Below are 26,792 nucleotides of genomic sequence, written 5' to 3' on the forward strand. Positions count from 1 at the left end.
GTGCCGCCGCCGGCCGGCGGCGCGGCACCGCTGCCCGGCCCGGTTGTGATCCGGCGGGCTTCATGTTAAAAAGCCCGTCCTTTCCGTTTTCGCGCCGGCCATGCTGCGGCACCTTCCCATGACTTACTGCGCGATCGATTTCGGCACGTCCAATTCCGCCGTGGCGCTGCCCGGCGGCGACGGCATGCGTCTCGCGCCCGTCGAGGGCGATCACCTGACGCTGCCCACCGCGATCTTCTTCAACAACGACGAGGAGACGGTCGAATTCGGCCGCGCGGCGCTCGCATCCTATATCGACGGTTTCGACGGCCGCCTGATGCGGTCGATGAAGAGCATTCTCGGCTCGCCGCTCGCGGAGACCACGACCGATCTCGGCGATGGCAGCGCGATGGCGTACACGGAGATCATCGCGCGCTTCCTGACGCACCTGAAGCGCAAGGCGGAGGCTCACGCCGGCGCGCCGATCGGCCGCGCGGTGCTCGGCCGCCCGGTGTTCTTCGTCGATGAAGATCCGCGCGCGGACCGCCTCGCGCAGAACCAGCTGGAAGCCGCCGCGCGCTCGGTCGGCTTCACGGACGTGCATTTCCAGTACGAGCCGATCGCCGCGGCGTTCGACTACGAGTCGCGCCAGCAGGCCGAGCGGCTGGTGCTGGTCGCCGACATCGGCGGCGGCACGTCGGACTTTTCGCTGGTCCGGGTGGGGCCGGAGCGGATGGCGCGCCTCGAGCGCAAGGACGACGTGCTCGCGCACCACGGCGTGCACGTCGCGGGCACCGATTACGACCGGCGCGTCGAACTGGCGGCGATCCTGCCCGCGTTCGGCTACCGTTCGCTCGATCCCGAGGGGCGCGAACTGCCGAACCGCATCTACTTCGACCTGGCGACCTGGCACCTGATCAACACGGTCTACACGCCGAAGCGGCTCGGCGAACTGAAGCTGATGAAGCACCTGTACCAGGACGTGCGGCAGCACGACCGGCTGACGCGCGTGGTCGAGCAGCGGCTCGGGCACGCGCTGATGGCGCGCGCGGAAGAAGCGAAGATCGGCGTGGCGGCGGGCGGCGAGACGATGATCGACCTGAACGACGTCGAAGAGGATCTGCAGATCGCGTTCGACGCGAAGCGCCTCGTCGACGCGAGCGTCGACGATACCGCGCGCATCGTCGAAGCGGCGCGCGAAACGGTGCGGCTTGCGGGCGTGGCGCCGCGCGACCTCGGCGCGCTGTATTTCACCGGCGGCTCGACCGGCCTTGCGTTCCTGTCGGGCGCGCTCGCCGGCGCATTCCCGGACGCGCAGCCGGTGTTCGGCGATCGCCTCGCGAGCGTCGCGACCGGGCTCGGCATTCACGCGCAACGGCTGTTCGGCTGAACGGCCGAAGGCCATCCGGCCGGCGCCGGCCGCCTGCATGCCGCGCCGGAAAACAAAAAGCCCCGCCGAAGCGGGGCTTTTTTACACGAAATATCGCGCCGAACTTAGACCGGACGGATGTTCGCAGCTTGCAGACCCTTCGGGCCCGTCTTCACTTCGAATTCAACCTTCTGGTTTTCTTGCAGCGTCTTGAAGCCTTCGACGCGGATTTCCGAGAAGTGCGCGAACAGATCGTCGCCGCCGCCTTCCGGGGTGATGAAGCCGAAGCCCTTTGCGTCATTGAACCACTTGACGGTACCGGTTGCCATGTTACTTGTTCCTAAAAAGATAAAACGGGGCCGAAGCCCATGGGGTGCGGAAAATCAAGGAAGGGGGTAATGGGACCAACCGGAGTACCGTTGATGGGCGAACTACGAAAGAACCAATTCACTCGCCGCTTGAAATCCTGCAACGTTGTTTATACGGCTAATCGGTCCTGCGGTCAACCGGATTTCCATGCACTCAGGGTTATTGCGGAGTTCAGGTTTACAAAGCTTGCAAGCGATGCGAATTTTTTGTAGGGGCCGAACGATTTTGGCGCCAACTTGCAGGTGCAACCGTTAAACTACGCGCCGCGTGGACGGGTTGCCCCGATCGGGTGACCCTCCCCCCAAAATGGCATGCGCGGCGCTGTCCGAGCCGATCCCGGGCAGCAGGCCGACCGTGCTTTTTGAGACACAGGAGAGGATGTGAAGAGTTCTATTCAACGGAACATCGGCCCGTTTGCACTGATGCTGACGGGGCTGGGTTCGATTATCGGCTCGGGCTGGCTGTTCGGCGCCTGGAAGGCCGCGAAGATCGCCGGTCCGGCGGCGATTTGCGCATGGATCATCGGCGCGGTCGTGATTCTCGCGATTGCGCTGACGTACGCCGAGCTCGGCGCGATGTTCCCGGAATCCGGCGGCATGGTGCGCTACGCGCGCTACTCGCACGGTTCGCTGGTGGGCTTCATCAGCGCGTGGGCGAACTGGATCGCGATCGTGTCGGTGATCCCGATCGAAGCGGAAGCGTCGATCCAGTACATGAGCACGTGGCCGTATCCGTGGGCGCATGCGCTGTTCGTGAACGGCGAGTTGCAGACCCTCGGCCTGCTGCTGTCGGCCGTGCTGGTCGTCATCTATTTCATGCTGAACTACTGGGGCGTCAAGGCGTTCGCGCGGGCAAACACCGCGATCACGATCTTCAAGTTCCTGATCCCCGGCCTCACGATCCTCGGCCTGATGCTGACGAGCTTCCATTCGGAAAACCTCGGCACCGCATCGAGCGCGAGCTTCGCGCCGTACGGCTGGTCGGCCGTGCTGACCGCGGTTGCGACGAGCGGCATCGTGTTCGCGTTCAACGGCTTCCAGAGCCCGGTGAACCTCGCCGGTGAAGCGCGCAATCCGTCGCGCAGCGTGCCGTTCGCGGTGATCACGTCGATCCTGCTCGCACTCGTGATCTACGTGCTGCTGCAGATGGCGTACATCGGCTCGGTGAATCCGGCCGACGTCGCGAAGGGCTGGGCGCACTTCAACTTCTCGTCGCCGTTCGCGGAACTCGCGATCGCGCTGAACCTGAACTGGCTCGCGATCCTGCTGTACGTCGATGCATTCATCAGCCCGAGCGGCACCGGCACGACCTACATGGCGACGACCACCCGCATGATCTATGCGATGGAGCGCAACAACACGATGCCGAAGATGTTCGGCAACGTGCACCCGATCTACGGCGTGCCGCGCCAGGCGATGTGGTTCAACCTGCTCGTGTCGTTCATCTTCCTGTTCTTCTTCCGCGGCTGGAGCTCGCTCGCGGCGGTGATTTCGGTCGCGACGGTGATCTCGTACCTGACCGGCCCGATCAGCCTGATGGCGCTGCGCCGTGCGGCGACCGACATCGAGCGTCCGCTGTCGATTCCGCTGATGAAACTGATCGCGCCGTTCGCGTTCGTGTGCGCGTCGCTGATTCTGTACTGGGCGAAGTGGCCGCTGACGGGCGAGATCATCCTGCTGATGATCGTCGCGCTGCCGGTGTACTTCTACTTCCAGGCGAAGTCGGGCTGGACCGGCTGGGGCGCCGACCTGAAGGCCGCATGGTGGCTGGTCGCGTACCTGCCGACGATGGCCGTGCTGTCGCTGATCGGCAGCAAGGAGTTCGGCGGTTACGGCGTGCTGCCGTACGGCTGGGACATGCTGGTCGTCGCGGCGATCTCGCTGGTGTTCTACTTCTGGGGCGTGAACACGGGCTACCGGACCAAGTATCTCGACGAGCGCGAGTCGCACGACGAGATCCTCGAAGGAGTCGGTGTCTGACGACGCCTGACCTGCCGCCGGAATCGGCGGCGGCAGGAAGTGCAAAAAAGCCCGCCCGAGCATCGCTCGGACGGGCTTTTTGTTTGTGGCGCGCTCGCGGGCCGTGCCGCGCAGCTCAGGCGGCCGCGCTCGCGAACACGTAGTTCGTCATCGCGAGCACGCGCTGATACGTGCCGAGCGACTGGATGCCGAGCCGGTAGTCGTCATCGGCCGCGCCGAGCGCGGTGAACACCGGCAACAGATGTTCGTCGGTCGGATGCATCAGCGCAGCGTGCGGCGCCTGACGGCGATAGTCGAGCAGCGCGTCGACGTCGCGCGCGGCGAGCCTGGCTTCGAACCAGTCGGTGAATTCCGCGACGCGCGGGTCCGCGTCCTCGGGCGCCGCGCCGAAGTCGGCCGCGCGCAGGTTGTGCGTGATCTGGCCCGAGCCGATCACCATCACGCCTTCGTCGCGCAGCGGACGCAGCGCACGGCCGAGCGCGAAATGATGGGCGGCGTCCGCGCGCGGCTGGATCGACAGCTGCGCGACGGGCACGTCGGCCTCCGGAAACATCAGCAGCATCGGCACCCACGCGCCGTGATCGAGGCCGTGCTCGGTCGTCGCCGTCGCGATGCCGGCGTCGTTCAGCAGCGCGGCCGCGCCCTCGGCGACGTCCGGCGCGCCCGGCGCCGGGTAGCGGATGTCGTACAGCGCCTGCGGGAAGCCATAGAAGTCGTGGATCGTTTCAGGGTGCGCGGCGATGCTCGCGACGGGCCGCTGCGTGCCCCAATGCGCGGACAGCATCAGCACCGCGCTCGGGCGCGGCAGTTCGGCGCCGAGGTGCGTGAACGCGCCCGACGGCAGCGTCGGGTCGATCGGCAGCGTCGGCGCGCCGTGGGACAGATACAGCGAGGGCAAGCGATTCATGATGGGAAGCCTGCAAAAGGGTCTGCCTGTGACTATAGGCGCACACCGTGCATTGATAAACAATCGTGTGTGAATTTGATTGAATCGCGTTGGTTGATAATTGTCGCGATTCCAGGCGCCTCCGCGGATTGAATCGCGCGAGCAGTACATCGCGCGGGAAGGCTGCTTGATCGGAGGGGATCGGCGAAGATCGCGGAAGAATAACGCGGAACGCGCCGCATCGAAGCGCTTACTGAGCTGGCCGGATCCCCGTCCACGGCGCCGTCATCGGCGCGCCGAGCGCGAACAGGTCGAGCACGCGCGTGACGGTCTGATCGACGAGTTCGTCGATCGTCTTCGGCATCGCGTAGAACGCGGGCAGCGGCGGGAACACGATGCCGCCCATTTCGGTCACGGCGGTCATGTTGCGCAGATGCGCGAGGTTGAACGGCGTTTCGCGCACCATCAGCACGAGACGGCGGCGTTCCTTCAGCGTGACGTCGGCCGCGCGTGTGATCAGGTTGTCCGACAGCCCGTGCGCGACGCTCGCGAGCGTCTTCATCGAGCACGGAGCGATCACCATCCCGTCGGTCGCGAACGAGCCCGACGCGATCGTCGCGCCGACATCGCGCACCGAATGCACGACGTCCGCACGGCTTTCGACGTCGGCCTTCGACAGCTTCAGTTCATGCTGGATATTGAGCCAGCCGGCGTTCGACACCAGCAGATGCGTTTCGACGCCGCCGGCGGCACGCAGCAGTTCGAGCAGCCGCACGCCGTAGACCGCGCCGGTGGCGCCGGTGATCGCGACGATCAGCCGGCGTCGCGGCGCGCTGGGAAATGCCATCGGGAAGGGGGCGTTACGCGGCGGCGAACAGTTGCTGCAGTTCGCCCGACTGGTACATCTCCATCATGATGTCCGAGCCGCCGATGAATTCGCCCTTCACGTACAGCTGCGGGATGGTCGGCCAGTTCGAGAATTCCTTGATGCCCTGGCGGATTTCGTCGTCCTCCAGCACGTTGACCGTCTTGAACTGGTCGACGCCGCAGGCTTTCAGCACCTGCACGGCGCGGCCGGAGAAGCCGCACATCGGGAATTGCGCGTTGCCCTTCATGAAGAGCACGACCTGGTTTTCGTCGACGATTTGCTTGATACGTTGTTGGGTGTCCATGACTGACCTTGCGTTTGCGGGGCGTTAGAACGAAATGATAGCGGATTTCAACCGGACGGGCCGGCCGTCAGCCGGGCAGGCGGCCGCCCGTCGTGCGTTCGATCGCGGCGAGATCGGCGAGCGATTCGACCGCGACGAAGCCGCGCGACTCGAGCAGTGCGCGGACGGCTTCGGCCTGATCGTAGCCGTGCTCGATCCATAGCGTGCCGCCCGGTTTCAGACAGGCGCCGGCGCCCGCGACGATCGTGCGGATCGCGCTCAGGCCGTCGGCGTCGTCGGTCAGCGCGCCGCGCGGCTCGAAACGCAGGTCGCCCTGCTCGAGGTGCGGATCGTGCCGTGCGATGTACGGCGGATTGCTGACGATCGTGTCGAATGCGAGCGCGGGATCGAGCGCGGCGTACCAGTCGCTCTGCAGCCACTGCAGCGGGCCGCCGGGGCGGCGCGCATCGAGCAGCTTGTCCGCGTTGCGCCGCGCGACGTCGAGTGCGGCAGCGGACCGGTCGAGCGCCCACACGCGCGCGTCGGGCCGTTCGGCCGCGATCGACACGGCGATCGCGCCGCTGCCGGTGCCGAGATCGAGCACGGCCGGATGCGGGCGGCCATCGATCGCGTCGAGCGCCGCTTCGACGAGCAGTTCGGTTTCGGGGCGCGGAATCAGCACGTCGGGCGTCACGTCGAACGGCCGGCCGAAGAATTCGCGCATCCCGACGAGCTGCGCGACCGGCTCGCCGGCCACGCGGCGCGCTTCGAGCGCGCGGTAGCGTTCGACTGCGGCCGCCTCGAGCGGCGCGTCGCCGCGCGTGATCAGCTGCGTGCGGGTCCAGCCGAGCGCGTACGCGAGCAGCACGCGTGCATCGACCGGGTCGAGCGGCGACGCGCGCAGCAGATCGTCGGCGGTGGTGTCGTGCATCGCGGCCTCAGTCGGTGTCGCCGAGCGACGCGAGCAGTTCGGCCTGGTGCTCGCTGACGAGCGCACCGATCAGTTCGTCGAGATCGCCGTCCATCAGCGCTTCGAGCCGGTACAGCGTCAGGTTGATCCGGTGGTCGGTCATCCGGCCCTGCGGGAAGTTGTACGTGCGAATCCGTTCCGAACGGTCGCCCGAGCCGATCAGGCTCTTGCGCGTCGCCGCTTCCTTCGCGTGCTGCTCGTGATACTGCTTGTCCTTGATGCGCGCGGCGAGCACCTTCAGCGCGCGATCCTTGTTCTTGTGCTGCGAGCGATCGTCCTGGCACTCGACGACGATCCCGGTCGGGATGTGCGTGACGCGCACCGCGGAATCGGTCTTGTTGATGTGCTGGCCGCCCGCGCCGGACGCGCGGAACGTGTCGATCCGCAGGTCGGCCGGGTTGATCTCGACCTCGCCGATCTCGTCGGCTTCCGGCATCACCGCGACCGTGCACGCGGACGTGTGAATGCGCCCCTGCGTCTCGGTGGCCGGCACGCGCTGCACGCGATGGCCGCCCGATTCGAACTTCAGGCGCGAATACGCGCCCTGGCCCGCGATCCGGACGATCACTTCCTTGTAGCCGCCGAGATCCGACGGACTTTCCGACATCATCTCGACCTGCCAGCGCTGGCGCTCCGCGAAGCGCAGGTACATGCGCAGCAGGTCGCCCGCGAACAGCGCCGATTCGTCGCCGCCGGTGCCCGCGCGGATTTCGAGGAAGATGTTGCGGTCGTCGTTCGGATCCTTCGGCAGCAGCATCTTCTGCAGCTCGCCTTCGAGGCGCGCCATGCGTTCGCGTGCGCTGCGGATCTCGTCTTCCGCGAAATCGCGCATCGACGCATCGGCGAGCAGTTCCTGCGCGGCCGTCTCGTCATTGCGCGACTGGCGCCACAGCGCGTACTGCTCGACGACGGGGCCGAGCTCCGCGTGTTCGCGCGTCAGCTTGCGGTACTGGTCGAGATCGGCCGTGACGTTTTCGCGGCTCAGCAGGTCGTTCAGTTCGGCCAGCCGGGTGGACAGCTGGTCGAGCTTGCGTTGCATGCTCGTTTTCATGGTGTGGAGCGGCGCTCCCGGGCAAGGGTATTCGAAAAGGATAGGCCGGCTCGCGGCCGGCGGCAGGGCAGCCGGCCGGCGCTAGTGGCCGGACGGGTCGTTCGAGCGCGGCGCGTGCTGGTAGAAGCCGCGCATCAGGTCGATCAGCGAATCGCGGTCGGCGCCGTTCACGCGGTTGAGCGCGCTCGTCGGGCCATGGATCAGCTTGTTGGTGAGCGCCTGCGACAGCGCTTCGAGGACGGCGGCCGGATCGTCGCCGCGTGCGAGCAGCTTCTGTGCCTTCTCGACTTCCGCGCGGCGCAGCGCGTCGGCCTGCGTATGCATGTGACGGATCACCGGCACGACGCTGCGCGTGTCGAGCCATTGCATGAAATTCTGTACGCGCGTCTCGATGATCGTCTCGGCCTGCGCGACCGCGGCCTGGCGCGATGCGTTGCCTTCGCGCACGATCGCGCCGAGATCGTCGACGGTATAGAGGAACACGTCCTTCAGCTTGCCGACCTCGGGCTCGATGTCACGCGGCACCGCGAGGTCGACCATGAAGATCGGCCGGTGCCGGCGCGCCTTCACCGCGCGCTCGACCGCGCCGAGGCCGATGATCGGCAGCGTCGACGCGGTGCACGACACGATGATGTCGAACTCGTGCATGCGGGCCGGCAGGTCCGACAGCGGCATCGCACGGCCGTTGAAGCGTTCGGCGAGCCGCTGGCCGCGTTCGGCCGTGCGGTTCGCGATCACGAGCTCGCGCGGGCTTTGCGCGGCGAAGTGCGTTGCGCAAAGCTCGATCATCTCGCCCGCGCCGATGAACAGCACGCGCTGATCGGACACCTTTTCGAAGATGCGCTGCGCGAGGCGCACCGCGGCGGCGGCCATCGACACCGACTGCGCGCCGATCTCGGTCGTGCCGCGCACTTCCTTCGCGACCGCGAACGTGCGCTGGAACAACTGGTTCAGATAGGTGCCGAGCGCACCGGCTTCGGTGGCCGTGCGCACCGCGTCCTTCATCTGGCCGAGGATCTGCGTTTCGCCGAGCACCATCGAATCGAGGCCCGACGCGACGCGGAATGCGTGACGGACGGCTTCCGACTGCGGCAGCGCATAGACGTGCGGCGCGAGTTCTTCGACCGGAATCTTGTGGTACTCGGACAGCCAGCGAATCGCGCCTTCGCGCGCGGCCCGATCATCGGTCGCGCAATAGAGCTCGGTGCGGTTGCAGGTCGACAGGATCGCCGCTTCGGGCGCATTCGGCGCCTGCGGGCCGAGGAACACGTTCTTGAACGTGACGAGAGCCGGCTTGATTTGCTCGAGCGGAAACGCCACGCGTTCGCGCAAGGCGACAGGCGCAGTGTGGTGATTGATTCCGATCGTGAGGAGTTGCATATCGAGGGCTATCGTTTAGCCCCATATTATAGCGTTTCAGCGATTTCCTCACTCGCGGCATACCGGGCATCAGCGTGGCGCGGCCTCGAATTTGGGGGCTCGATCGGCACGCGATCGAGCTGGTAGCCGTAGCCATAGAGCGGCAGGAGCCGGTATCCGCGCTCCGGAAGCAGCTGCAGCTTGCTGCGCAGCCGCGATGCGTGGGTGTCGAGCGTGCGCGACTTCATGTCGCGGCGGCGTGCCCAGACCGTCTCCAGGATATGGGCGCGCGACACGGGCCGCGACAGGTTCGCGAACAGCAGTTGCGCGAAGCGGAATTCCTTCGGCGTGAGCGCGACGACCGAGTCGCCGAAGCGCACGAGGCCATGGGTCGCATCGAACGCGTATTCTCCATACATTTCGCGCGAGCGATTCGGCGGCCGCCGCACGCCGGCGCGCCGGCTCAGCGCCGTGACGCGCGCGAGCAGTTCGGGGCCGCTCACCGGGCGCACGAGGCAATCGTCGGCGCCCGCGTGCAGGCACGATACGACTTCGCTTTCGCGCGGCAGCTGCATCACGGCGATCGCCGGCAGACCGGGCAGGATCGCCTGCGCGCGCGGAATGACTTCCTCGGCCGGCTGATCGCCGGCCCAGTTGCCGGTGATCAGCATGTCGCAGGTATCGGTGGCGAGCCACTCGAAGAACGCCGCGCTGGACGCAAACGCGTGGCACACGTGACCGCCGGCGAACAGCAGGCGGTTCAGGAGCGCAGCATGACGTGCCTCCGGATCGATCAGGGCGATTCGCATGAGGATTTCTTCAATACGGCTGCCGGTGCGCGCTTGCCATAACGTCGGGTCGGCCCCTACACTCGAATGTTCGCGGCGCCCGGCTGATCTCGGGTTCGATGGATGAATCGATGCTAGCCGCTGGCAACGTTCACGCCTATGGGACGAATCTGAATTTATAGAAGGCGTCGAATGAACTGGTTTGGAATCCTTGTCCTGGGAGCGGCCGTCGGGCTGTTCGGCCGGTGGCTGCATCCGATGCGGCGCACGGGCCGGCCGGCATGGTGGATCGTGGTGCTGGTCGGCATCGCAGGCGCTGCCGCCGCGCGAATGGCCGGCAATCTCTCTGGACTGTTTTACGATGGCGAAACGCTCGAATGGCCGGTCTGCACCGGTGTCGCGTTCCTCGCCGTGGCCGTGACGGTCGCCGTGTCGGCGCGTCGCTGAAAGCTCTCAGGTGAAATCATGAATGCCCGTCTCCCCGAAGTCTCGTCGGTGCCGGCCCGCCTCGCGCTGCTGCGCGGCGCGATGGTCCGCGAGAACCTGGCCGCCTATCTGGTGCCGTCCGCCGACCCTCACCTGTCCGAGTACCTGCCCGAACGCTGGCAGGCGCGCCGCTGGCTGTCCGGTTTCACGGGCTCGGTCGGCACGCTGGTCGTCACCGCCGATTTCGCGGGCCTGTGGGTCGACAGCCGTTACTGGGTGCAGGCCGAGGCCGAGCTCGCCGGCACGGGCGTCCAGCTGATGAAGATGACGGGCGGGCAGCAGAGCGCGCCGCACGTCGACTGGCTCGCGCAGAACGTGCCGGCCGGCGCGACGGTCGGCGTCGACGGCGCTGTGCTCGGCGTCGCCGCGGCACGCGCGCTGACAGCCGCGCTGACCGCGCGCGGCATCGCGCTGCGCACCGATCTCGATCTGCTCGACGCAATCTGGCCGGAACGTCCGGGGCTGCCCGACGACGCGGTATTCGAGCACGTCGCGCCGCAGGCCGACACGACGCGCGCGAGCAAGCTCGCCGAGGTGCGCCGCGCGATGCACGCGCAGGGCGCGCAATGGCATTTCGTGTCGACGCTCGACGATCTCGCGTGGCTGTTCAACCTGCGCGGCGCCGACGTCAACTTCAACCCCGTGTTCGTCGCGCACGCGATGATCGACGCCGATCGCGCGACGCTGTTCGTCGCCGACGGCAAGGTGCCGCCGGCGCTGGCCGCGTCGCTCGCGCAGGACGGCGTCGAGGTTCGCGCGTACGACGCCGCGCGCGCGTCGCTCGCTGCGCTGCCCGACGGCGCGACGCTGCTGATCGATCCGCGCCGCGTGACGTTCGGCACGCTGCAGGCGGTGCCGGCCGGCGTGAAGCTGATCGAGGCCGTGAACCCGTCGACGTTCGCGAAGTCGCGCAAGACGACCGCCGAGATCGAGCACGTGCGCGTGACGATGGAGCACGACGGCGCCGCGCTCGCCGAATTCTTCGCCTGGTTCGAGCACGCGGTGAACCGCGAGACGATCACCGAACTGACGATCGACGAGAAGCTCACGGCCGCGCGCGCACGGCGCCCCGGCTACGTGTCGCCGAGCTTCGCGACCATCGCCGGCTTCAATGCGAACGGCGCGATGCCGCACTACCGCGCGACGCCCGAGTCGCACGCGACGATCGCGGGCGACGGCCTGCTGCTCGTCGATTCGGGCGGCCAGTACACGAGCGGCACGACCGACATCACGCGCGTCGTGCCGGTCGGCACGATCAGCGACTTGCAGCGCCGCGATTTCACGATCGTGCTGAAGTCGATGATGGCGCTGTCGCGCGCACGCTTTCCGCGCGGCATCCGCTCGCCGATGCTCGACGCGATCGCGCGTGCGCCGATGTGGGCGGCCGGACTCGACTACGGTCACGGCACGGGCCACGGCGTCGGCTACTTCCTGAACGTGCACGAGGGCCCGCAGGTCATTTCGCATTACGCGCCGGCCGAGCCGTACACGGCGATGGAAGAAGGGATGATCACGTCGATCGAGCCGGGCGTGTACCGGCCCGGCAAATGGGGCATCCGGATCGAGAACCTGGTCGTGAACCGCGCGGGCGGGCAGACCGAGTTCGGCGACTTCCTCGCGTTCGAGACGCTCACGCTGTGCCCGATCGACACGCGTTGCGTGCTGGTGGAGATGCTGCACGACGAAGAGCGCGCATGGCTGAACGCGTATCACGCGACCGTGCGCGAGCGCGTCGGCCGGCACGTGAGCGGCGACGCGAAGGCGTGGCTCGACGCACGCACGCAGCCGATCTGATCCGGCGCCGCGCACGATACCGGCCGCACGACGGCCGGACCATGAACGAGAGGGCAACCGATGGCAGACACCGCAGTGATCGTGATCGACATGCAGCGCGGACTGGTGCAGCGTGCGCGGCCCGCGTACCGTCTCGACGACGTCGTGGCGGGCATCAACCGGCTGACGGCGGCGGCGCGCGCGGCGGGCGCGCCCGTCTGCTTCGTGCAGCACGACGGCGATGCGGACGACGACATCGTGCCTGGCACGCCCGGCTGGGAACTGCATGACGAACTGATCGTCGGTCGCGCCGACTGGCGCATCCGCAAGCAGATGAGCGATTCGTTTCACGACACGCCGCTCGCCGCGCAACTCGACGGCCACGGCCTCCGTTCGGTGCTGATCTGCGGCTATGCAACCGAGTTCTGCGTCGACGCGGCCGCCCGCCGCGCGGCATTGCTCGGCTACCGGACGACCGTCGTGTCCGACCTGCATACGACGAACGAGCGCACGCACCTGTCGGCCGCGCAGATCGTCGCGCATCACCACTTCATCTGGGAAAACAGCACGCTGTCGGGCAACGCGGTCACGCCGCGTCCGCTTGCGGACGTGCTCGCCACGGAGTTCGCATGACGATCAAGGCGGTGGTATTCGATTTCGGCGGCGTGCTGATCGACTGGAGTCCCGAGTACCTGTACCGGCAACTGATTCCCGACGAAGCGGAGCGCCGCTGGTTCCTCACGCACGTGTGCGCGATGGACTGGGTCGTTCGCCAGGACGGCGGGCAGACCATCGACGAAGGCACGAGCGAGCTCGTCGCGAAGTTTCCGGAGCACGAGGCGCTGATCCGCGCGTTCTATGCGCGCTGGCACGAGATGATCGGCGGCGTGCTCGACGAAGGGGCCGCGCTCGTCGACCGGCTCGATGCGCAGGGGATGCCGCTGTTCGGGCTGACCAACTGGTCCGCGCAGACGTTTCCGTATGCATGGGACAACTTCCCGGTGCTGCGGCGCTTCAAGGACATCGTCGTGTCGGGCCGCGTGAAGCTCGTGAAGCCCGATCCGGCGATCTACCGCGAAATGCATGCGCGGATCGATCCGCACGTGCCGGGCATCGCGCCGCACGAGCTCGTGTTCATCGACGACAACGCGAAGAACGCAGCGGCCGCGACGGCGCTCGGCTGGCACGGCATTCATCACACGAGCGCGGCGGCGACCGCGGCGCGCTTGCGCGAACTGGGCGTGCTCGCATAGCCGGCGGTCGAACCGTCTTCAGATGAAAAAAGCGGGCGCATGGCCCGCTTTTTCGTTGATGCCGATCCGGATGCGGCCGCATCGGCAAACCGGCGCCGCGTTGCGGCGATGCCGGTTGCGCGGGCCGCGCCGCTCAGCGGCTGATCGGCTTGTAGCGCAGACGCTTCGGCTTCGCGGCTTCCTCGCCGAGGCGCGCACGCTTGTCGGCTTCGTATTCCTGGTAGTTGCCGTCGAAGAACGTGACCTGCGAGTCGCCTTCGAACGCGAGGATGTGCGTCGCGATCCGGTCGAGGAACCAGCGATCGTGCGAGATCACCATCACCGAGCCCGCGAATTCGAGCAGCGCGTCTTCCAGCGCGCGCAGCGTTTCGACGTCGAGGTCGTTCGACGGTTCGTCGAGCAGCAGCACGTTGCCGCCGGAGATCAGCGTCTTCGCGAGGTGCAGGCGGCCGCGTTCGCCGCCGGACAGGTTGCCGACGATCTTCTGCTGGTCGCCGCCCTTGAAGTTGAAGCGGCCGATGTACGCACGCGACGGCGTTTCGTACTTGCCGACCGTCAGCACGTCGGCGCCGCCCGAGATTTCCTCGAACACAGTTTTCGAGCCGTCGAGCGCGTCGCGGCTCTGGTCGACGTACGCGAGCTTCACGGTCGGGCCCATCACGACTTCGCCCGAATCCGGCTGCTCCTTGCCGGTCAGCATCTTGAACAGCGTCGACTTGCCGGCGCCGTTCGGGCCGATGATGCCGACGATCGCGCCGGCCGGGATCTTGAAGCTCAGGTTGTCGATCAGCAGGCGGTCGCCGAACGACTTGCTGACGTTCTTGAACTCGATCACTTCATTGCCGAGGCGTTCGCCGGCCGGGATGAAGATTTCCTGCGTTTCGTTGCGCTTCTGATATTCCTGGCTGCTCAGCTCCTCGAAGCGCGCGATACGCGCCTTCGACTTCGCCTGGCGGCCCTTCGGGTTCTGGCGCACCCACTCCAGTTCCTTCTTGATCGCCTTCTGGCGCGCCGATTCCGACGCTTCTTCCTGCTTCAGGCGCTCTTCCTTCTGGTCGAGCCAGCTGCTGTAGTTGCCCTTCCACGGAATGCCGTGGCCGCGGTCGAGTTCGAGAATCCACTCGGCCGCGTTGTCGAGGAAGTAGCGATCGTGCGTGACGGCGACGACGGTGCCCGGGAAGCGCACCAGGAACTGCTCGAGCCAGTCGACCGATTCGGCGTCGAGGTGGTTGGTCGGTTCGTCGAGCAGCAGCATGTCGGGCTTCTCGAGCAGCAGCTTGCACAGCGCGACGCGGCGCTTTTCGCCGCCCGACAGGTGCTCGATCTTCGCGTCCCACGGCGGCAGGCGCAGCGCGTCGGCGGCCACTTCGAGCTGCTGCTCGGGGCTGCCGCCGTCGCTCGACGCGAGGATCGCTTCGTATTTCGCCTGCTCGGCCGCGAGCGCGTCGAAGTCGGCGTCCGGCTCCGCATATGCGGCGTAGATTTCCTCGAGCTTCTTGTTCGCCTGGAACAGGTCGCCGAGGCCTTCCTCGACGGCTTCGCGGACCGTCTTCGTCGGGTCGAGCTGCGGTTCCTGCGGCAGGTAGCCGATGTTCAGGTTCGGCATCGGCGTCGCTTCGCCTTCGATGTCCTTGTCGACGCCCGCCATGATGCGGATCAGCGTCGACTTGCCCGAGCCGTTCAGGCCGAGCACGCCGATCTTCGCACCGGGAAAGAACGACAGCGAGATGTCCTTCAGGATCTGGCGCTTGGGCGGCACGATCTTGCCGACCCGGTTCATCGTGAAAACGTATTGGGCCATTTGGGTGTGAAAGTCAGAGGGTTGGGACTGCCGCGCGGCGTGTGGGCGCGCGTGGCGTCGGATGATTCGGTACGGAGCGTGCCGCGTGCGGCGCGGCGGTGTCGCCGCGGGTTGGCGGCGCGAGCGCGTATTGTACTTCGCCGCCGGCTGACGCTGGCACCGCACCGGCCGTTCGGCCGACCCGCGCTCACAGCCACGCGGCGACGCCGCCGTGCCCCGAGCAGGTGCCGCGCCGGTGGCGGCTGAAGCTGTACGTGCCGTCGCGGCAGCGCGCGCTCGCGCCGTCCGGCACGCGGCCCGATTTCGAACGGGCCGGCGCATGGACGGTGTCGCCGTCGCGATTGCGGTACGTGTCGTGCCGGTCGAGATCGGCTTCGTTGTCGTAGCCGGGCGACGCGCGATACGCGTGCGCCATGGGCGGCAGGGCGGCGCATCCGACGAACAGCGCGACCGACAGGGTCGCGATGCGCGTCGCGCGGCGGAGCAGGGCGGGCATGGTCTCTCTCTGCGGATGTTGTTATCGGTGGTCGATGGCGGGCGGGCCGCCAGCGGCATGTTAGCCGAACGGCTATCGTCGCGCTGCCGCCATCGCGCAGTGCCGCGATGCTACGCCGCGCCGTTCATCGACGCCGCGCCGTCCGCCTGCGCGGCGTCGAGGATCCACCGGCGGAACGCGGCGACTTTCGCCCGTTCCGCATGATGCGGCGGATAGACGAGGTAGTACGCGAAGTCGTCGAGCCATGCGACGTCGGCAAGTTGCACGAGCCGGCCGCTCGCGAGCTCGTCGCGCACCATCGCGGCCGGCAGCAGGCCGGCCCCCTGGCCGGCGAGGATCGCCTGCAGCAGCAGGCCCGAATCGTCGAACGCGGGGCCGCGCGGCGGCCCGAAATCGGCGATCCGCTGCGCGTCGAACCAGATGTGCCAGCCCTTGCGTTCGGCGTCGTGCACGTGCGGCCAGCCGGTCAGGTCGGCCGGCGTGGCCGGCATGCCGAGCCGCGCGACGAGTTCCGGCGACGCGAGCGCGACGATCTCGACCGTCAGCAGCCGTTCGCTGCACAGCCCGATGTAGCGGCCGAGGCCGTGGCGGATCGCGACGTCGACGCCGTCGCGCGAGAAATCCGCGAGCGCGTGGCTCGCGACGATCTGCAGGTCGACGTCGGGGCATGCGTCGCGGAACTGCGCGAGGCGCGGCACGAGCCATGCGGAAGCGAAGAACGGCGTGACGCTCACCGTCAGCACGCCGCTGTCCGCGGTACCCGACACGCGCTGCGACGCGTCGGCAATCTGCCGGAACGCGTTGCGCACGGGCGGCAGGTAGTCGCGCCCCGCGGCCGTCAGCAGGATGCCGCGGTTCACGCGCTCGAACAGCTGCACGCCCAGGTGGGCTTCCAGCGTGCGGATCATCTGGCTTACCGCGCCGGGCGTGACCGACAGCTCTTCGGCCGCGGATTTCACCGACAGGTGGCGCGCGGCCGCCTCGAACGCACGCAGCGCATTGAGGGGCGGCAGGCGAGAACGGTTCATTGAGTTTTTCTAAAGCGAAAGGCCGACGAAATATCGTTTGAGACGGCGCGTACGCGCGAGTACCGTTGTTGCAACGGATCGCGCGGGCTTCGACGATTTCGCGCCGTCGTTGCGATCAACATAGTTCAACTATATCCATGAGGCAATCCGGGCGCCGCGCGGCGCCTGCGGAACCTGAGAGGAGCATCGTCATGACTTCGCCGCGCGCCTCGCGCGTCTTCTACGGGTGGTATGTGGTGGCGGCCGCGTTCGCGGTCACGTTCGTCGGATTCGGCAGCGCCTATACGTTCAGCGCGTTCGTCGAATCGCTTCAGCGGGATTTCGCCGCGTCGCGCGGGCAGATCTCGCTCGTGTTCTCGTTGGCCGGTTTCCTGTATTTCGGCTTCGGGATCGTCAGCGGTCCGCTCGCCGACCGGTTCGGCTCCCGGCGGCTCGCCGTCGCCGGCATGCTGCTGACGGCCGCGGGGCTCGCGGCGGCCGGTGCCGCGCACACGCTGCTGCAGGTCTATGTCGCGTACGGGCTCGGTGTCGGACTCGGCGTCGGCTGCGCCTACGTGCCGGCCGTCGGCGCCGTGCAGCGCTGGTTCGTGCGGCGGCGCGGCTTCGCGTCGGGGCTCGCGGTCGCGGGGATCGGCGTCGGCACGCTCGTGATGCCGCCGCTCGCCTCCGCGCTGATCGCGCACGTCGGCTGGCGCGGCGCATACGTGACGCTCGCGGCGATCGCGGTGGTGGCGGGCGCGGGCATGTCGCTGCTGATCGAGAATGACCCGCGCGGGCGCGGCCTGCTGCCGGACGGCGATGCGGTTGCAGCGCCATCCGGTGGCCCGACGCCCGGCGTTGCTTCGGCGGTGCCGGCAGGTGCGAGCGTGCGCGAGGCCGTCATGTCGCGCGCGTTCGCGAGTCTGTACGCGGCGTGTCTCGTCTGCTCGTTCGGTGTCTTCGTGCCGTTCGTGCATCTCGTGCCGTATGCGCTCGATCACGGCGTCGCGCCGTCGACGGCCGTGCTGCTGCTCGGCGCGATCGGCGTGGGCAGCACCGCAGGGCGCTTCTTCCTCGGCGGCCTGGCCGACCGCTTCGGCCGTCGCGCGTCGCTGCTCGCGATGTTCGCGGGCATGGCCGTCGCGCTCGTCGCGTGGGCCGGGGCGGGGACCGTCGCGACGCTGGCCGCGTTCGCGCTCGTGTTCGGCGTGTTCTACGGCGGCTGGGTCGCCGTGCTGCCCGCCGTCGCGATGGACTACTTCGGCGGCCGCAACGTGAGCGCGATCATCGGCGTGCTGTACACGAGCGTCGCGTTCGGCACGCTGATCGGGCCCGCTGCGGCCGGCTTCGTCTACGACGCAGGCGGCGGCTATCTCGTGCCGATCCTGGCCAGCGCGGCGGCGAACGCGATCGCGTTCGCGATCGTCGCGACGACCGGCCGCGCGCCGGTGCCCGCGCGCGCGGCCGGCCGCCGGACGCGGTAACGCGCGGCGCAACGCCGGGCTGCGTCCCGCTAGGCGCGCCCGGCAATTTCCGTTACGGTGGCTCGCTCGTCGATCATCGACGGACGGAGGCTCATCGTGACATTCGACGAAGTCCGGCAGATCTCGCGGGCGTGGCGCGGTGTCGAGGACGGCACGTCGTACGGCACGCCCGCGCTCAAGGTGAAGGGCAAGATGCTCGCGCGCCTGCGCGAGGACGGCGACACGCTCGTCGTGAAGGGCGTCGGCCCGGACGAGCGCGCGTGGCTCATCGAATCGGAGCCCGACGTGTATTACGTGACCGACCACTATGCCGGCTGGCCGATCGTGCTGGTGCGCCTGTCGGCTGCCCATCCCGACGCCGTGAAAAACCTGCTTCTGCGACAATGGCGCGCGCTCGTCCCGGCCGGATGGCGGGACGAAGGGCCGGGCGGCGCGACCTGAGCGCCGGGTGCGGCGCGCGCGAAACGAACCGCTTCGACGAGCGCGTTCGTCGCGATCCCGAGCGCGCACGCACCGCCGGCAATCGTCCGATCCGGTGCCGCTCGCGCGGGTGCCCGACCGGACCAAGCGTTGCATCGATTCGCATCGATACAACAAGTGGTTCCATCGAAATTCTTCAATTGGTTCTTAGTGAAGAACCGTTTGATGCTTACACTCCTTCGCTTCGAAGGCGGCTGACGACGGCCGACGGAACGGGCGTACGCGATGCGCCGGCGCCTGGTGCGCCGCATCGCACCCGCAGCTTCGCAGACTGCGCGGACGTACCGACCGGAGCGGCCCCATCCGGCCTCGTGCCCGCGTGCGACCCATGCGCGGCCGCAGCCGGATTCAACAACGACAACTCCCCGCGCCGCCTTCCCGCGACACCCGGTCGTACCGGAACCGTTTTTTGGAGAGAGACACATGAGTGGAAGCAACACAGGCCTCGGCACGGGTCTGAAGCAGCGGCACGTGACGATGATGTCGATTGCCGGCGTCATCGGCGCGGGCTTGTTCGTCGGCTCCGGCCACGCGATCGCGGAAGCCGGGCCGGCTTCGATCCTCGCGTATGCGATCGCGGGCGTGCTGGTCGTGCTGGTGATGCGCATGCTAGGCGAGATGGCCGTCGCGCATCCGGACAGCGGGTCGTTCTCGACCTATGCCGATCGCGCGATCGGCCATTGGGCCGGCTTCACGATCGGCTGGCTGTACTGGTGGTTCTGGGTGCTCGTGATTCCGATCGAAGCAACGGCGGCTGCCACCATCCTCAACGCGTGGTTCCCGGGTATCGCGACGTGGATCTTCGCGCTCGGCATCACGCTGCTGCTGACGATCACCAACCTCTTCTCGGTCAAGAACTACGGCGAATTCGAGTTCTGGTTCGCGCTGATCAAGGTCGTCGCGATCGTCGTGTTCCTGTGCATCGGCGGTGCGGCGATCGTCGGCATCGTGCCGGCGCCGGCCGTATCGGGCGTGTCGAACCTCTTCGCGCACCAGGGCTTCATGCCGAACGGCGCAGGCGCGGTGCTCGCGGCGATGCTGACGACGATGTTCTCGTTCCTCGGCACCGAAATCGTGACGATCGCGGCTGCCGAGTCGGACAACCCGCAGCGCCAGATCGTGCGTGCGACGAATTCCGTCATCTGGCGTATCACGCTGTTCTACCTCGGCTCGATCCTCGTCGTCGCGGCCATCGTGCCGTGGAACGATCCGCTGCTGCCGAAGCACGGCTCGTATCAGCGCGCGATGGAGCTGATCGGCGTTCCGAACGCGAAGGCGATCATCGACGTGATCGTGCTCGTGTCGGTCGCGAGCTGCCTGAATTCGGCGCTGTACACCGCGTCGCGGATGCTGTTCTCGCTGTCCAGGCGCAAGGACGCGCCCGCGTTCCTGCACCGCACCGATTCGACCGGCACGCCGCGCGCAGCCGTGCTCGCGTCGACTGCGTTCGGGTTCCTGACCGTGATTGCGAACTACCTGATGCCGGAGCAGGTGTTCGGCTTCCTGCTCGCGACGTCCGGTGCGATCGCACTGCTCGTGTATCTCGTGATCGCGATCTCGCAATTGCGGATGCGCCGGACGCTCGAATCGGGCGGCGCCGCCCTCACGTTGCGGATGTGGCTGTTCCCGTGGCTCACGTGGGCCGTGATCCTGTTCATCTGCGGCACGCTGACCGTGATGTTCGTCAGCGAGGAGCACCGGATGGAAGTGGGCGCGACGGCCGTGCTCGCGTTGATCGTGCTGCTGGCCTCGTGGCTGAACAAGCGCGGGCGCGAGGCGCGTGCGGCGGCCGGGCGGCGGGTGTCGGCGACGTGATGACGTGAAGTGACGGGGCGGCGGCGGGCATGCGTGTCCGCGGCTTGCCGTCAGGGCCCGTCCATGAAGCATGGCTCGATCGGTGTTGGCCGGTCGGGCCATTTGCTTTTGGGCGATGGACCGACGGTGCTGCGGAGCGGGGCGCGCGGCGCGGCCGCGGCGAAGACGATCCGGATCGCCACGCACCGAAAGAAAAAGCCCGCGTCCAGCGGGCTTGTTCTCGGATCACTGCGGCAGCAACGCTCAGACGTTGAACAGGAAGTTCATCACGTCCCCGTCGTGCACGACATATTCCTTCCCTTCCGCGCGCATCTTGCCGGCTTCCTTCGCGCCTTGTTCACCCTTGTACGCGATGAAGTCGTCGAAGGCGATCGTCTGTGCGCGAATGAAGCCGCGCTCGAAGTCGGTGTGGATCACGCCCGCCGCTTGCGGCGCCGTGTCGCCGATGTGGATCGTCCACGCGCGCACTTCCTTCACGCCTGCGGTGAAGTACGTCTGCAGGCCGAGCAGCTTGAAGCCCGCGCGGATCACGCGGTCGAGGCCCGGCTCTTCCATGCCCATGTCGGCGAGGAACGCTTCCTTGTCCGCATCGTCGAGATCGGCGATCTCCGCCTCGATCGCCGCGCACACCGCGACCACCGGCGAATTCTCGCCTTCCGCGTACTTGCGCACCGCGTCGAGGTGCGGGTTGTTGTCGAAGCCGTCGTCCTTCACGTTCGCGACGTACATCGCCGGCTTCGCGGTGATCAGGCAGAACGGCTTCAGCAGCGCCTGCTCGTCGTCCGACAGGTCGAGGCCGCGCACGGCCTTGCCCTGGTCGAGGTGCGCGCGCACCTTCTCGAGCACCGCGGCGAGCTTCACCGCTTCCTTGTCGTTGCCCGACTTCGCGGCCTTCGAGTAGCGCGTGAGCGCCTTCTCGACCGTGCCGAGGTCGGCGAGCGCGAGTTCGGTGTTGATCACTTCGATGTCGTCGATCGGGCTGACCTTGCCGGCGACGTGGATCACGTTGTCGTCCTCGAAGCAGCGCACGACGTGCGTGATCGCGTCGGTTTCGCGGATGTTCGCGAGGAACTGGTTGCCGAGGCCTTCACCCTTGCTCGCGCCCGCGACGAGGCCCGCGATGTCGACGAATTCGACGACGGCCGGCACGACACGCTCGGGCTTCACGATTTCGGACAGCGCCTTCAGGCGCGTGTCGGGCACTTCGACGATGCCGACGTTCGGCTCGATCGTGCAGAACGGGTAGTTCTCGGCGGCGATGCCGGCCTTGGTCAGCGCATTGAACAGGGTGGACTTGCCGACGTTGGGCAAGCCGACGATGCCGCATTTGAGACTCATGGAATCCTTCGAACGGGTGAGGCGGCGCGGCCGGACAAGGCGCGGCGGCGCGGGAAAATAGGGACGGCCGGCGCGCGGGGCGCGGCGGGCCGACGTTCAAAGGCGCTATTGTACCGTGCCGACGTGCCGGTTTCCGGCGTTCGCCCGAACGCCCCGATGCGGCGCGCCGCCACGTTGCGGCACCCGCCCGCGATTCTGCTGATTTCCCGCAAAGTCCGGCCGCGTAAGGGCTTGGCCCCGCGGCTATAATGCCCGCCATGACTGCCCACCACACCTTCGACGTCGCCGTGGTCGGCGGCGGGCTCGTCGGCAAGACGGCCGCGCTCGCGCTGACCCAGTCCGGCTACAAGACCGCCTTGCTCGCCCAGCCGGCCGCGCCGCGCCCCGCCGATCTCGCGTTCGACACGCGCATCTACGCGCTGTCGTCCAGCTCGCAGGCATTGCTCGAGCGGTTGCGGGTGTGGCAGGCGCTCGATCACGGCCGGCTCGCGCCCGTCTACGACATGCGCGTGTACGGCGATGCGCATGCGGAACTGCATTTCTCCGCGTATCAGGCGTCGGTGCCGCAACTCGCGTGGATCGCCGAATCGTCGCTGATCGAGACGTCGCTCGACGCCGCGCTGCGGTTCCAGCCGAACCTCACGTGGTTCGACGCGCGCGCCCAGGGCTTCGATGTGCGCGACGACGCGGCCGTGCTCACGCTGTCGTCGGGGCAAGTGCTCGAAGCGGACCTCGTGGTCGGCGCGGACGGCGCGCATTCGTGGGTGCGTTCCCAGATGGGGGCCAAGGTCGAGCGGCGCGACTACCGGCAGACAGGTGTCGTCGCGAACTTCAAGGCATCGCTGCCGCATCGCGAAACCGCCTGTCAGTGGTTTCACGAAGGCGAGATCATCGCGCTGCTGCCGTTGCCCGACGGCCATGTGTCGCTCGTATGGTCCGCGCATACCGCTCACGCGGACGAACTGCTCGCACTCGATCCGGCGCAGCTCGCGGCGGAGGTCGAACGCGTGTCGCACGGCCAGGTCGGCACGCTCGAATGCGTGACGCCGGCCGCCGGCTTCCCGCTCGCGCTGCAGACCGTCGACAAGCTGATCGCGCCCCGCGTCGCGCTCGTCGGCGACGCCGCGCACCTGATCCATCCGCTCGCGGGGCAGGGGATGAACCTCGGTCTGCGCGACGTCGCGGCGCTCGCCGATGCGATCGCGAACAAGGAGAGCTTCCGCAATCTCGGCGATACGGTGCTGCTGCGCCGCTACGAGCGCTCGCGCCGCGAGGACATCCGCGCGCTGATGGTCGCGACCGACGGGCTGCAGCGGCTGTTCGCGGTGCCCGGCTCGTTCGCGAAGGCGGTGCGCAACACGGGCATGGCGTTCGTCGGTGCGCAGCCGCTCGTGAAGCGCTGGCTCGTGTCGGCCGCGCTCGGCTGATCGAACCTTCGCGCCCTCGGCCTGTCGGACAGGGCTCCGTTACGGCGTACACTGTGACGTGCACTCCGATTGAGCTGAAGGAACAACAGGATGAAAAAAACGATCCGCATCGCATCGCTGGCGCTGGCCGTCACGATGGCGACGCTTGGCTGCACCGCGCAGGCCGACCAAACCACCGACAAGCTGAAGGCCACGCTGCAGGCGCGGCTCGGCAACGACGCACCCATCAAGAGCGTGTCGAAATCGCCGGTCGCGGGGCTGTACGAAGTGAACCTCGGCACGCAGATCATCTATAGCGATGCAGCTGGCGACTACGTGCTGCTCGGCGATCTCGTCGACACCAAGACGCACAAGAACCTGACCGACGCGCGCCTGTCGGACCTCAACAAGATCGACTTCGCGAGCCTGCCGCTCGCCAACGCGATCAAGGTCGTGAAGGGCAACGGCGCGCGCAAGATCGCGGTGTTCTCCGATCCGAACTGCCCGTACTGCAAGCGTCTCGAGACGACGCTGCAGTCGATCGACAACGTGACCGTCTACACGTTCCTGTACCCGGTGCTGTCGCCCGATTCGACCGCGAAGTCGAAGGCGATCTGGTGCGCGACCGACCGCGCGAAAACGTGGGAGAGCTGGATGCTCGACCATCGCGTCCCGACCGGCGCCGGCACGTGCGACACGACCGCGCTCGACAAGAACCTCGCGCTCGGCCGCGGGATGAACGTCACCGGCACGCCGACGATCTTCCTGCCCGACGGCCGCCGGCTGCCGGGCGCGGTGTCGGCCGACCAGCTGAACCAGGCGCTCGCGTCGAGCAAGTAACCGACCGACCCGCCGGGCCGCACGGCCCGGCCAGCGAGGGGCGCCCGCGATCTTTGCCGGCGCCTCTCTTCGTTTCCGCCGCCGTATTCCGTTCGATTTCCGTCCGATTTTCGACCGATAGCCACGATGACCCAGCCGATTCGTTATTCGATTGCCCCGAAAGATCTTGCCGCGCACCTGTTCGAGGTGTCGGTGACGGTCGCCGATCCCGATCCGGAAGGCCAGCGCTTCTCGCTGCCTGTGTGGATTCCGGGCAGCTACCTCGTGCGCGAGTTCGCGCGCAACATCGTGACGCTTGCCGCGTTCAACGAAGCGGGCCGCAAGGTGCGCATCGCGAAGACCGACAAGAACACGTGGCAGGCCGCACCGGTGAACGGCGCGCTGACGCTGCGCTACGACGTGTACGCATGGGACCTGTCGGTTCGCTCCGCGTATCTCGACGACTCGGGCGGTTTCTTCAATGCGACGGCCGTGTTCCTGAGCGTGGCCGGCCGCGAGGATGCGCCGTGCGACGTCGACATCGCGAAGCCGGCGGGCCCGGCGTTCCGCACGTGGCGCGTCGGCACGTCGCTGCCCGAGGCGCGCGGCACCAAACGCTACGGGTTCGGCGCGTATCGCGCATCGAACTACGACGAGCTCGCCGACCATCCGGTGACGATCGGCGAATTCGCGCTCGCGACATTCGACGCGCACGGCGTGCCGCACGACATCGTGATCGCCGGGCGCGTGACGCAACTCGACATGGAGCGGCTGCGCACCGACCTGAAGCGCGTGTGCGAAGCGCAGATCGCGCTGTTCGAGCCGAAATCGAAGAAGGCGCCGATGGACCGCTACGTGTTCATGACGCTCGCGGTCAGCGACGGCTACGGCGGTCTCGAGCATCGCGCGTCGACCGCGCTGATCTGCAACCGCACCGATCTGCCGGTGAAGGGCCGTCCGGAAACGACGGAAGGCTATCGCACGTATCTCGGCCTGTGCAGCCACGAGTACTTCCACACGTGGAACGTGAAGCGCATCAAACCGGCCGCGTTCGTGCCGTACGACCTCGCGCGCGAGAACTACACGTCGCTGCTGTGGCTGTTCGAGGGCTTCACGTCGTATTACGACGACCTGATGCTCGTGCGCAGCGGGCTGATGTCGCAGGACGAATATTTCGCGGCGCTCGGCCGCACGATCGGCGGCGTGCTGCGCGGCACGGGCCGCCTGAAGCAGAGCGTCGCGGAAAGCTCGTTCGACGCGTGGATCAAGTACTACCGCCAGGACGAGAACGCGACCAACGCGATCGTCAGCTACTACACGAAGGGTTCGCTCGTCGCGCTCGCGTTCGATCTCGCGATCCGTGCGCAGACGCGCAACCGCAAGTCGCTCGACGACGTGATGCGCGTGCTGTGGCAGCGCTACGGCCGCGATTTCTATCGCGGCAAGCCGGCGGGTGTCGCGGAAGACGAGGTCGAGACGCTGATCGAGGAAGCGACGGGCGTCGCGCTCGGCCGGCTGTTCGCCGACGCCGTGCACGGCACGCGCGACCTGCCGCTCGCCGAACTGCTCGCGCCGTTCGGCGTGACGCTGACGCCGGACGTTGCGTCCGGCGCGGCCGCGAAGCCGACGATCGGCGCGCGCGTGCGCGGGGGCGCGGACTGCACGTTGGCGGCGGTCTACGAAGGCGGCGGCGCGCATCGCGCGGGGCTGTCGGCCGGCGACACGCTGATCGCGCTCGACGGGCTGCGCGTCACCGGCACGAACCTCGACACGCTGCTCGCGCGCTACCGGCCGGGCGACAAGGTCGACGTACACGCATTCCGCCGCGACGAGCTGCGGACCGCGAAACTGAAGCTCGACGGCCCGGAAGTCACGCGCTACCGGCTCACCGCGGCCGCGAAACCGGCCGCGGCATGCAAGGCACGCGAGGCCTGGCTGAAGGGGTGAGCCGGCACGGGCGGGTTTCGGGGCGCGATCATTGATTGTTCCGTTGCTGCAACAATCCGTCGCCCGCAACCCGCTTTTTCGCGACCCTGCGACCCCGCACAATGGCGTCACTCGCGCTACCGAAGCGCAACCTAACTGGAGCCTGACATGACGACCATTCTGCAAATCAATTCCGCGGCGCGCTCGCAAGGTGCGCAATCCACGCTGCTGGCCAACGAACTGACGGCAAAGCTGCAACAATCGAACCCCGGCTCGAAGGTCGTGGTTCGCGACCTGCTGACGGACGCGCTGCCGCACCTCGACGAATCGGTGCTCGGCGCATTCTTCACGCCGGCCGACCAGCGCAGCGCGGAACAGAATGCGATCGTCGCGAAGAGCGATGCGCTGATCGCCGAGCTGCAAGCCGCCGACATCGTCGTGATCGGTGCGCCGATGTACAACTTCGGCGTGTCGTCGCAACTGAAGACGTATTTCGACTGGATTGCCCGCGCAGGCGTCACGTTCCGCTACACCGAGAACGGTCCGGAAGGCCTGATCAAGGGCAAGAAGGTCCACGTGGTGACGGCGCGCGGCGGCAAGTACCTCGGTACGCCGAACGACAGCCAGACGCCGTACCTGCGTTCGTTCCTCGGCTTCATCGGCCTGACCGACGTGAACTTCATCCATGCGGAAGGCCTGAACCTCGGACCGGACGCACAGAGCGCCGCGCTCGCCAGCGCACGCGAAGCGATCGCTGCTGTGTAAGGCGGATGCGGGTGCACCGCACCCGCTGCGTCGTCAGATGAA

Annotated in this window: 25 protein-coding genes; 13 read left to right on the forward strand and 12 right to left on the reverse strand. The window is 67.5% G+C overall.

All coding sequences use genetic code 11. The annotated features are described in order from the left end of the window. Nucleotides 1-118: 118 nt before the first annotated feature. Nucleotides 119-1,369 carry an Hsp70 family protein gene (locus Q3A80_RS27100; protein WP_446331895.1) on the forward strand — a complete coding sequence of 417 codons (1,251 nt, stop codon included), beginning with the start codon at nucleotides 119-121 and terminating at the stop codon, nucleotides 1,367-1,369. Between the two features lie 104 nt (nucleotides 1,370-1,473). On the opposite strand, the gene Q3A80_RS27105 is transcribed toward Q3A80_RS27100, so the two are convergent. Then, nucleotides 1,474-1,677: a cold-shock protein gene (locus Q3A80_RS27105; protein ID WP_006477070.1), complete on the reverse strand. Its 204-nt coding sequence runs from the start codon at nucleotides 1,675-1,677 to the stop codon at nucleotides 1,474-1,476. Nucleotides 1,678-2,097: 420 nt separating this feature from the next. On the opposite strand from Q3A80_RS27105, the gene Q3A80_RS27110 reads away from it, so the two are divergent. Continuing rightward, entirely contained in the window at nucleotides 2,098-3,696 is a 1,599-nt protein-coding gene (locus Q3A80_RS27110; RefSeq protein ID WP_446331896.1) for an APC family permease, read from the forward strand. Between the two features lie 115 nt (nucleotides 3,697-3,811). On the opposite strand, the gene Q3A80_RS27115 is transcribed toward Q3A80_RS27110, so the two are convergent. From Q3A80_RS27115 to Q3A80_RS27145, 7 genes are all read right to left on the reverse strand, one after another. After that, on the reverse strand, nucleotides 3,812-4,603 hold the full coding sequence (locus Q3A80_RS27115) for a DODA-type extradiol aromatic ring-opening family dioxygenase (protein WP_446331897.1): 792 nt from the start codon (nucleotides 4,601-4,603) through the stop codon (nucleotides 3,812-3,814). 229 nt (nucleotides 4,604-4,832) lie between these two features. Further along, entirely contained in the window at nucleotides 4,833-5,429 is a 597-nt protein-coding gene (locus Q3A80_RS27120; RefSeq protein WP_446331898.1) for a UbiX family flavin prenyltransferase, read from the reverse strand. Between the two features lie 13 nt (nucleotides 5,430-5,442). Beyond that, nucleotides 5,443-5,754 carry a Grx4 family monothiol glutaredoxin gene (gene grxD, locus Q3A80_RS27125; RefSeq protein ID WP_011883132.1) on the reverse strand — a complete coding sequence of 104 codons (312 nt, stop codon included), beginning with the start codon at nucleotides 5,752-5,754 and terminating at the stop codon, nucleotides 5,443-5,445. Between the two features lie 67 nt (nucleotides 5,755-5,821). After that, nucleotides 5,822-6,664 (reverse strand): peptide chain release factor N(5)-glutamine methyltransferase, encoded by an 843-nt coding sequence (prmC, locus tag Q3A80_RS27130; protein ID WP_446331899.1) that lies wholly within the window; start codon nucleotides 6,662-6,664, stop codon nucleotides 5,822-5,824. 7 nt (nucleotides 6,665-6,671) lie between these two features. Further along, nucleotides 6,672-7,754, reverse strand: a complete 1,083-nt coding sequence (gene prfA / locus Q3A80_RS27135; RefSeq protein ID WP_446331900.1) for a peptide chain release factor 1 — start codon at nucleotides 7,752-7,754, stop codon at nucleotides 6,672-6,674. Between the two features lie 81 nt (nucleotides 7,755-7,835). After that, complete coding sequence (gene hemA, locus Q3A80_RS27140; protein ID WP_446331901.1) at nucleotides 7,836-9,134, reverse strand: glutamyl-tRNA reductase; 1,299 nt, start codon at nucleotides 9,132-9,134, stop codon at nucleotides 7,836-7,838. A gap of 26 nt (nucleotides 9,135-9,160) precedes the next feature. Next, nucleotides 9,161-9,922 (reverse strand): response regulator transcription factor, encoded by a 762-nt coding sequence (locus tag Q3A80_RS27145; RefSeq protein WP_446331902.1) that lies wholly within the window; start codon nucleotides 9,920-9,922, stop codon nucleotides 9,161-9,163. A 171-nt stretch (nucleotides 9,923-10,093) separates the two neighbouring features. Here Q3A80_RS27145 and Q3A80_RS27150 point away from each other — a divergent pair, with 171 nt between their 5' ends. The 4 genes from Q3A80_RS27150 to Q3A80_RS27165 are packed head-to-tail and all read left to right on the forward strand — an operon-like array spanning nucleotide 10,094 to nucleotide 13,413. Further along, nucleotides 10,094-10,348 (forward strand): hypothetical protein, encoded by a 255-nt coding sequence (locus tag Q3A80_RS27150; protein WP_044845896.1) that lies wholly within the window; start codon nucleotides 10,094-10,096, stop codon nucleotides 10,346-10,348. Nucleotides 10,349-10,366: 18 nt separating this feature from the next. Then, entirely contained in the window at nucleotides 10,367-12,181 is a 1,815-nt protein-coding gene (locus tag Q3A80_RS27155; protein WP_446331903.1) for an aminopeptidase P family protein, read from the forward strand. Between the two features lie 60 nt (nucleotides 12,182-12,241). Then, nucleotides 12,242-12,793, forward strand: coding sequence for an isochorismatase family protein (locus Q3A80_RS27160; protein WP_446331904.1), 552 nt, complete (start codon nucleotides 12,242-12,244; stop codon nucleotides 12,791-12,793). Next, nucleotides 12,790-13,413, forward strand: a complete 624-nt coding sequence (locus Q3A80_RS27165) for an HAD family hydrolase (protein ID WP_446331905.1) — start codon at nucleotides 12,790-12,792, stop codon at nucleotides 13,411-13,413. The genes Q3A80_RS27160 and Q3A80_RS27165 overlap by 4 nt, the downstream gene beginning before the upstream one ends. A gap of 133 nt (nucleotides 13,414-13,546) precedes the next feature. On the opposite strand, the gene ettA is transcribed toward Q3A80_RS27165, so the two are convergent. The 3 genes from ettA to gcvA all read right to left on the reverse strand — a co-directional run bounded on the left by ettA (nucleotide 13,547) and on the right by gcvA (nucleotide 16,738). Then, entirely contained in the window at nucleotides 13,547-15,214 is a 1,668-nt protein-coding gene (ettA, locus tag Q3A80_RS27170) for an energy-dependent translational throttle protein EttA (RefSeq protein ID WP_006494122.1), read from the reverse strand. 187 nt (nucleotides 15,215-15,401) lie between these two features. Further along, complete coding sequence (locus Q3A80_RS27175) at nucleotides 15,402-15,710, reverse strand: DUF3761 domain-containing protein (RefSeq protein ID WP_446331906.1); 309 nt, start codon at nucleotides 15,708-15,710, stop codon at nucleotides 15,402-15,404. 110 nt (nucleotides 15,711-15,820) lie between these two features. Next, nucleotides 15,821-16,738 carry a transcriptional regulator GcvA gene (gene gcvA / locus Q3A80_RS27180; protein WP_446331907.1) on the reverse strand — a complete coding sequence of 306 codons (918 nt, stop codon included), beginning with the start codon at nucleotides 16,736-16,738 and terminating at the stop codon, nucleotides 15,821-15,823. Nucleotides 16,739-16,929: 191 nt separating this feature from the next. Between gcvA and Q3A80_RS27185 the strand changes: the two genes are divergently transcribed. From Q3A80_RS27185 to gabP, 3 genes are all read left to right on the forward strand, one after another. Continuing rightward, the gene (locus Q3A80_RS27185) at nucleotides 16,930-18,201 is read left to right on the forward strand and encodes an MFS transporter (protein ID WP_446331908.1); all 1,272 of its coding nucleotides are present in this window, start codon (nucleotides 16,930-16,932) and stop codon (nucleotides 18,199-18,201) included. Between the two features lie 96 nt (nucleotides 18,202-18,297). Next, nucleotides 18,298-18,642 (forward strand): MmcQ/YjbR family DNA-binding protein, encoded by a 345-nt coding sequence (locus tag Q3A80_RS27190; RefSeq protein WP_446331909.1) that lies wholly within the window; start codon nucleotides 18,298-18,300, stop codon nucleotides 18,640-18,642. Nucleotides 18,643-19,104: 462 nt separating this feature from the next. Next, the gene (gene gabP / locus Q3A80_RS27195) at nucleotides 19,105-20,496 is read left to right on the forward strand and encodes a GABA permease (protein ID WP_446331910.1); all 1,392 of its coding nucleotides are present in this window, start codon (nucleotides 19,105-19,107) and stop codon (nucleotides 20,494-20,496) included. A 243-nt stretch (nucleotides 20,497-20,739) separates the two neighbouring features. Here the strand turns inward: gabP and ychF are convergent, their stop codons facing one another. Beyond that, on the reverse strand, nucleotides 20,740-21,834 hold the full coding sequence (gene ychF, locus Q3A80_RS27200) for a redox-regulated ATPase YchF (RefSeq protein WP_446331911.1): 1,095 nt from the start codon (nucleotides 21,832-21,834) through the stop codon (nucleotides 20,740-20,742). A 248-nt stretch (nucleotides 21,835-22,082) separates the two neighbouring features. Here ychF and Q3A80_RS27205 point away from each other — a divergent pair, with 248 nt between their 5' ends. From Q3A80_RS27205 to Q3A80_RS27220, 4 genes are all read left to right on the forward strand, one after another. After that, nucleotides 22,083-23,261: a UbiH/UbiF family hydroxylase gene (locus Q3A80_RS27205; protein WP_446331912.1), complete on the forward strand. Its 1,179-nt coding sequence runs from the start codon at nucleotides 22,083-22,085 to the stop codon at nucleotides 23,259-23,261. Between the two features lie 90 nt (nucleotides 23,262-23,351). Further along, entirely contained in the window at nucleotides 23,352-24,080 is a 729-nt protein-coding gene (locus Q3A80_RS27210; protein WP_446331913.1) for a DsbC family protein, read from the forward strand. A gap of 126 nt (nucleotides 24,081-24,206) precedes the next feature. Further along, a complete protein-coding gene (locus Q3A80_RS27215; protein WP_446331914.1) occupies nucleotides 24,207-26,006 on the forward strand; it encodes a M61 family metallopeptidase in 1,800 nt (599 codons plus the stop codon). Nucleotides 26,007-26,153: 147 nt separating this feature from the next. Then, the gene (locus Q3A80_RS27220; protein ID WP_446331915.1) at nucleotides 26,154-26,750 is read left to right on the forward strand and encodes an FMN-dependent NADH-azoreductase; all 597 of its coding nucleotides are present in this window, start codon (nucleotides 26,154-26,156) and stop codon (nucleotides 26,748-26,750) included. Nucleotides 26,751-26,792: the final 42 nt, after the last annotated feature.

The sequence above is a fragment of the Burkholderia sp. SR8 genome, from assembly GCF_052851275.1.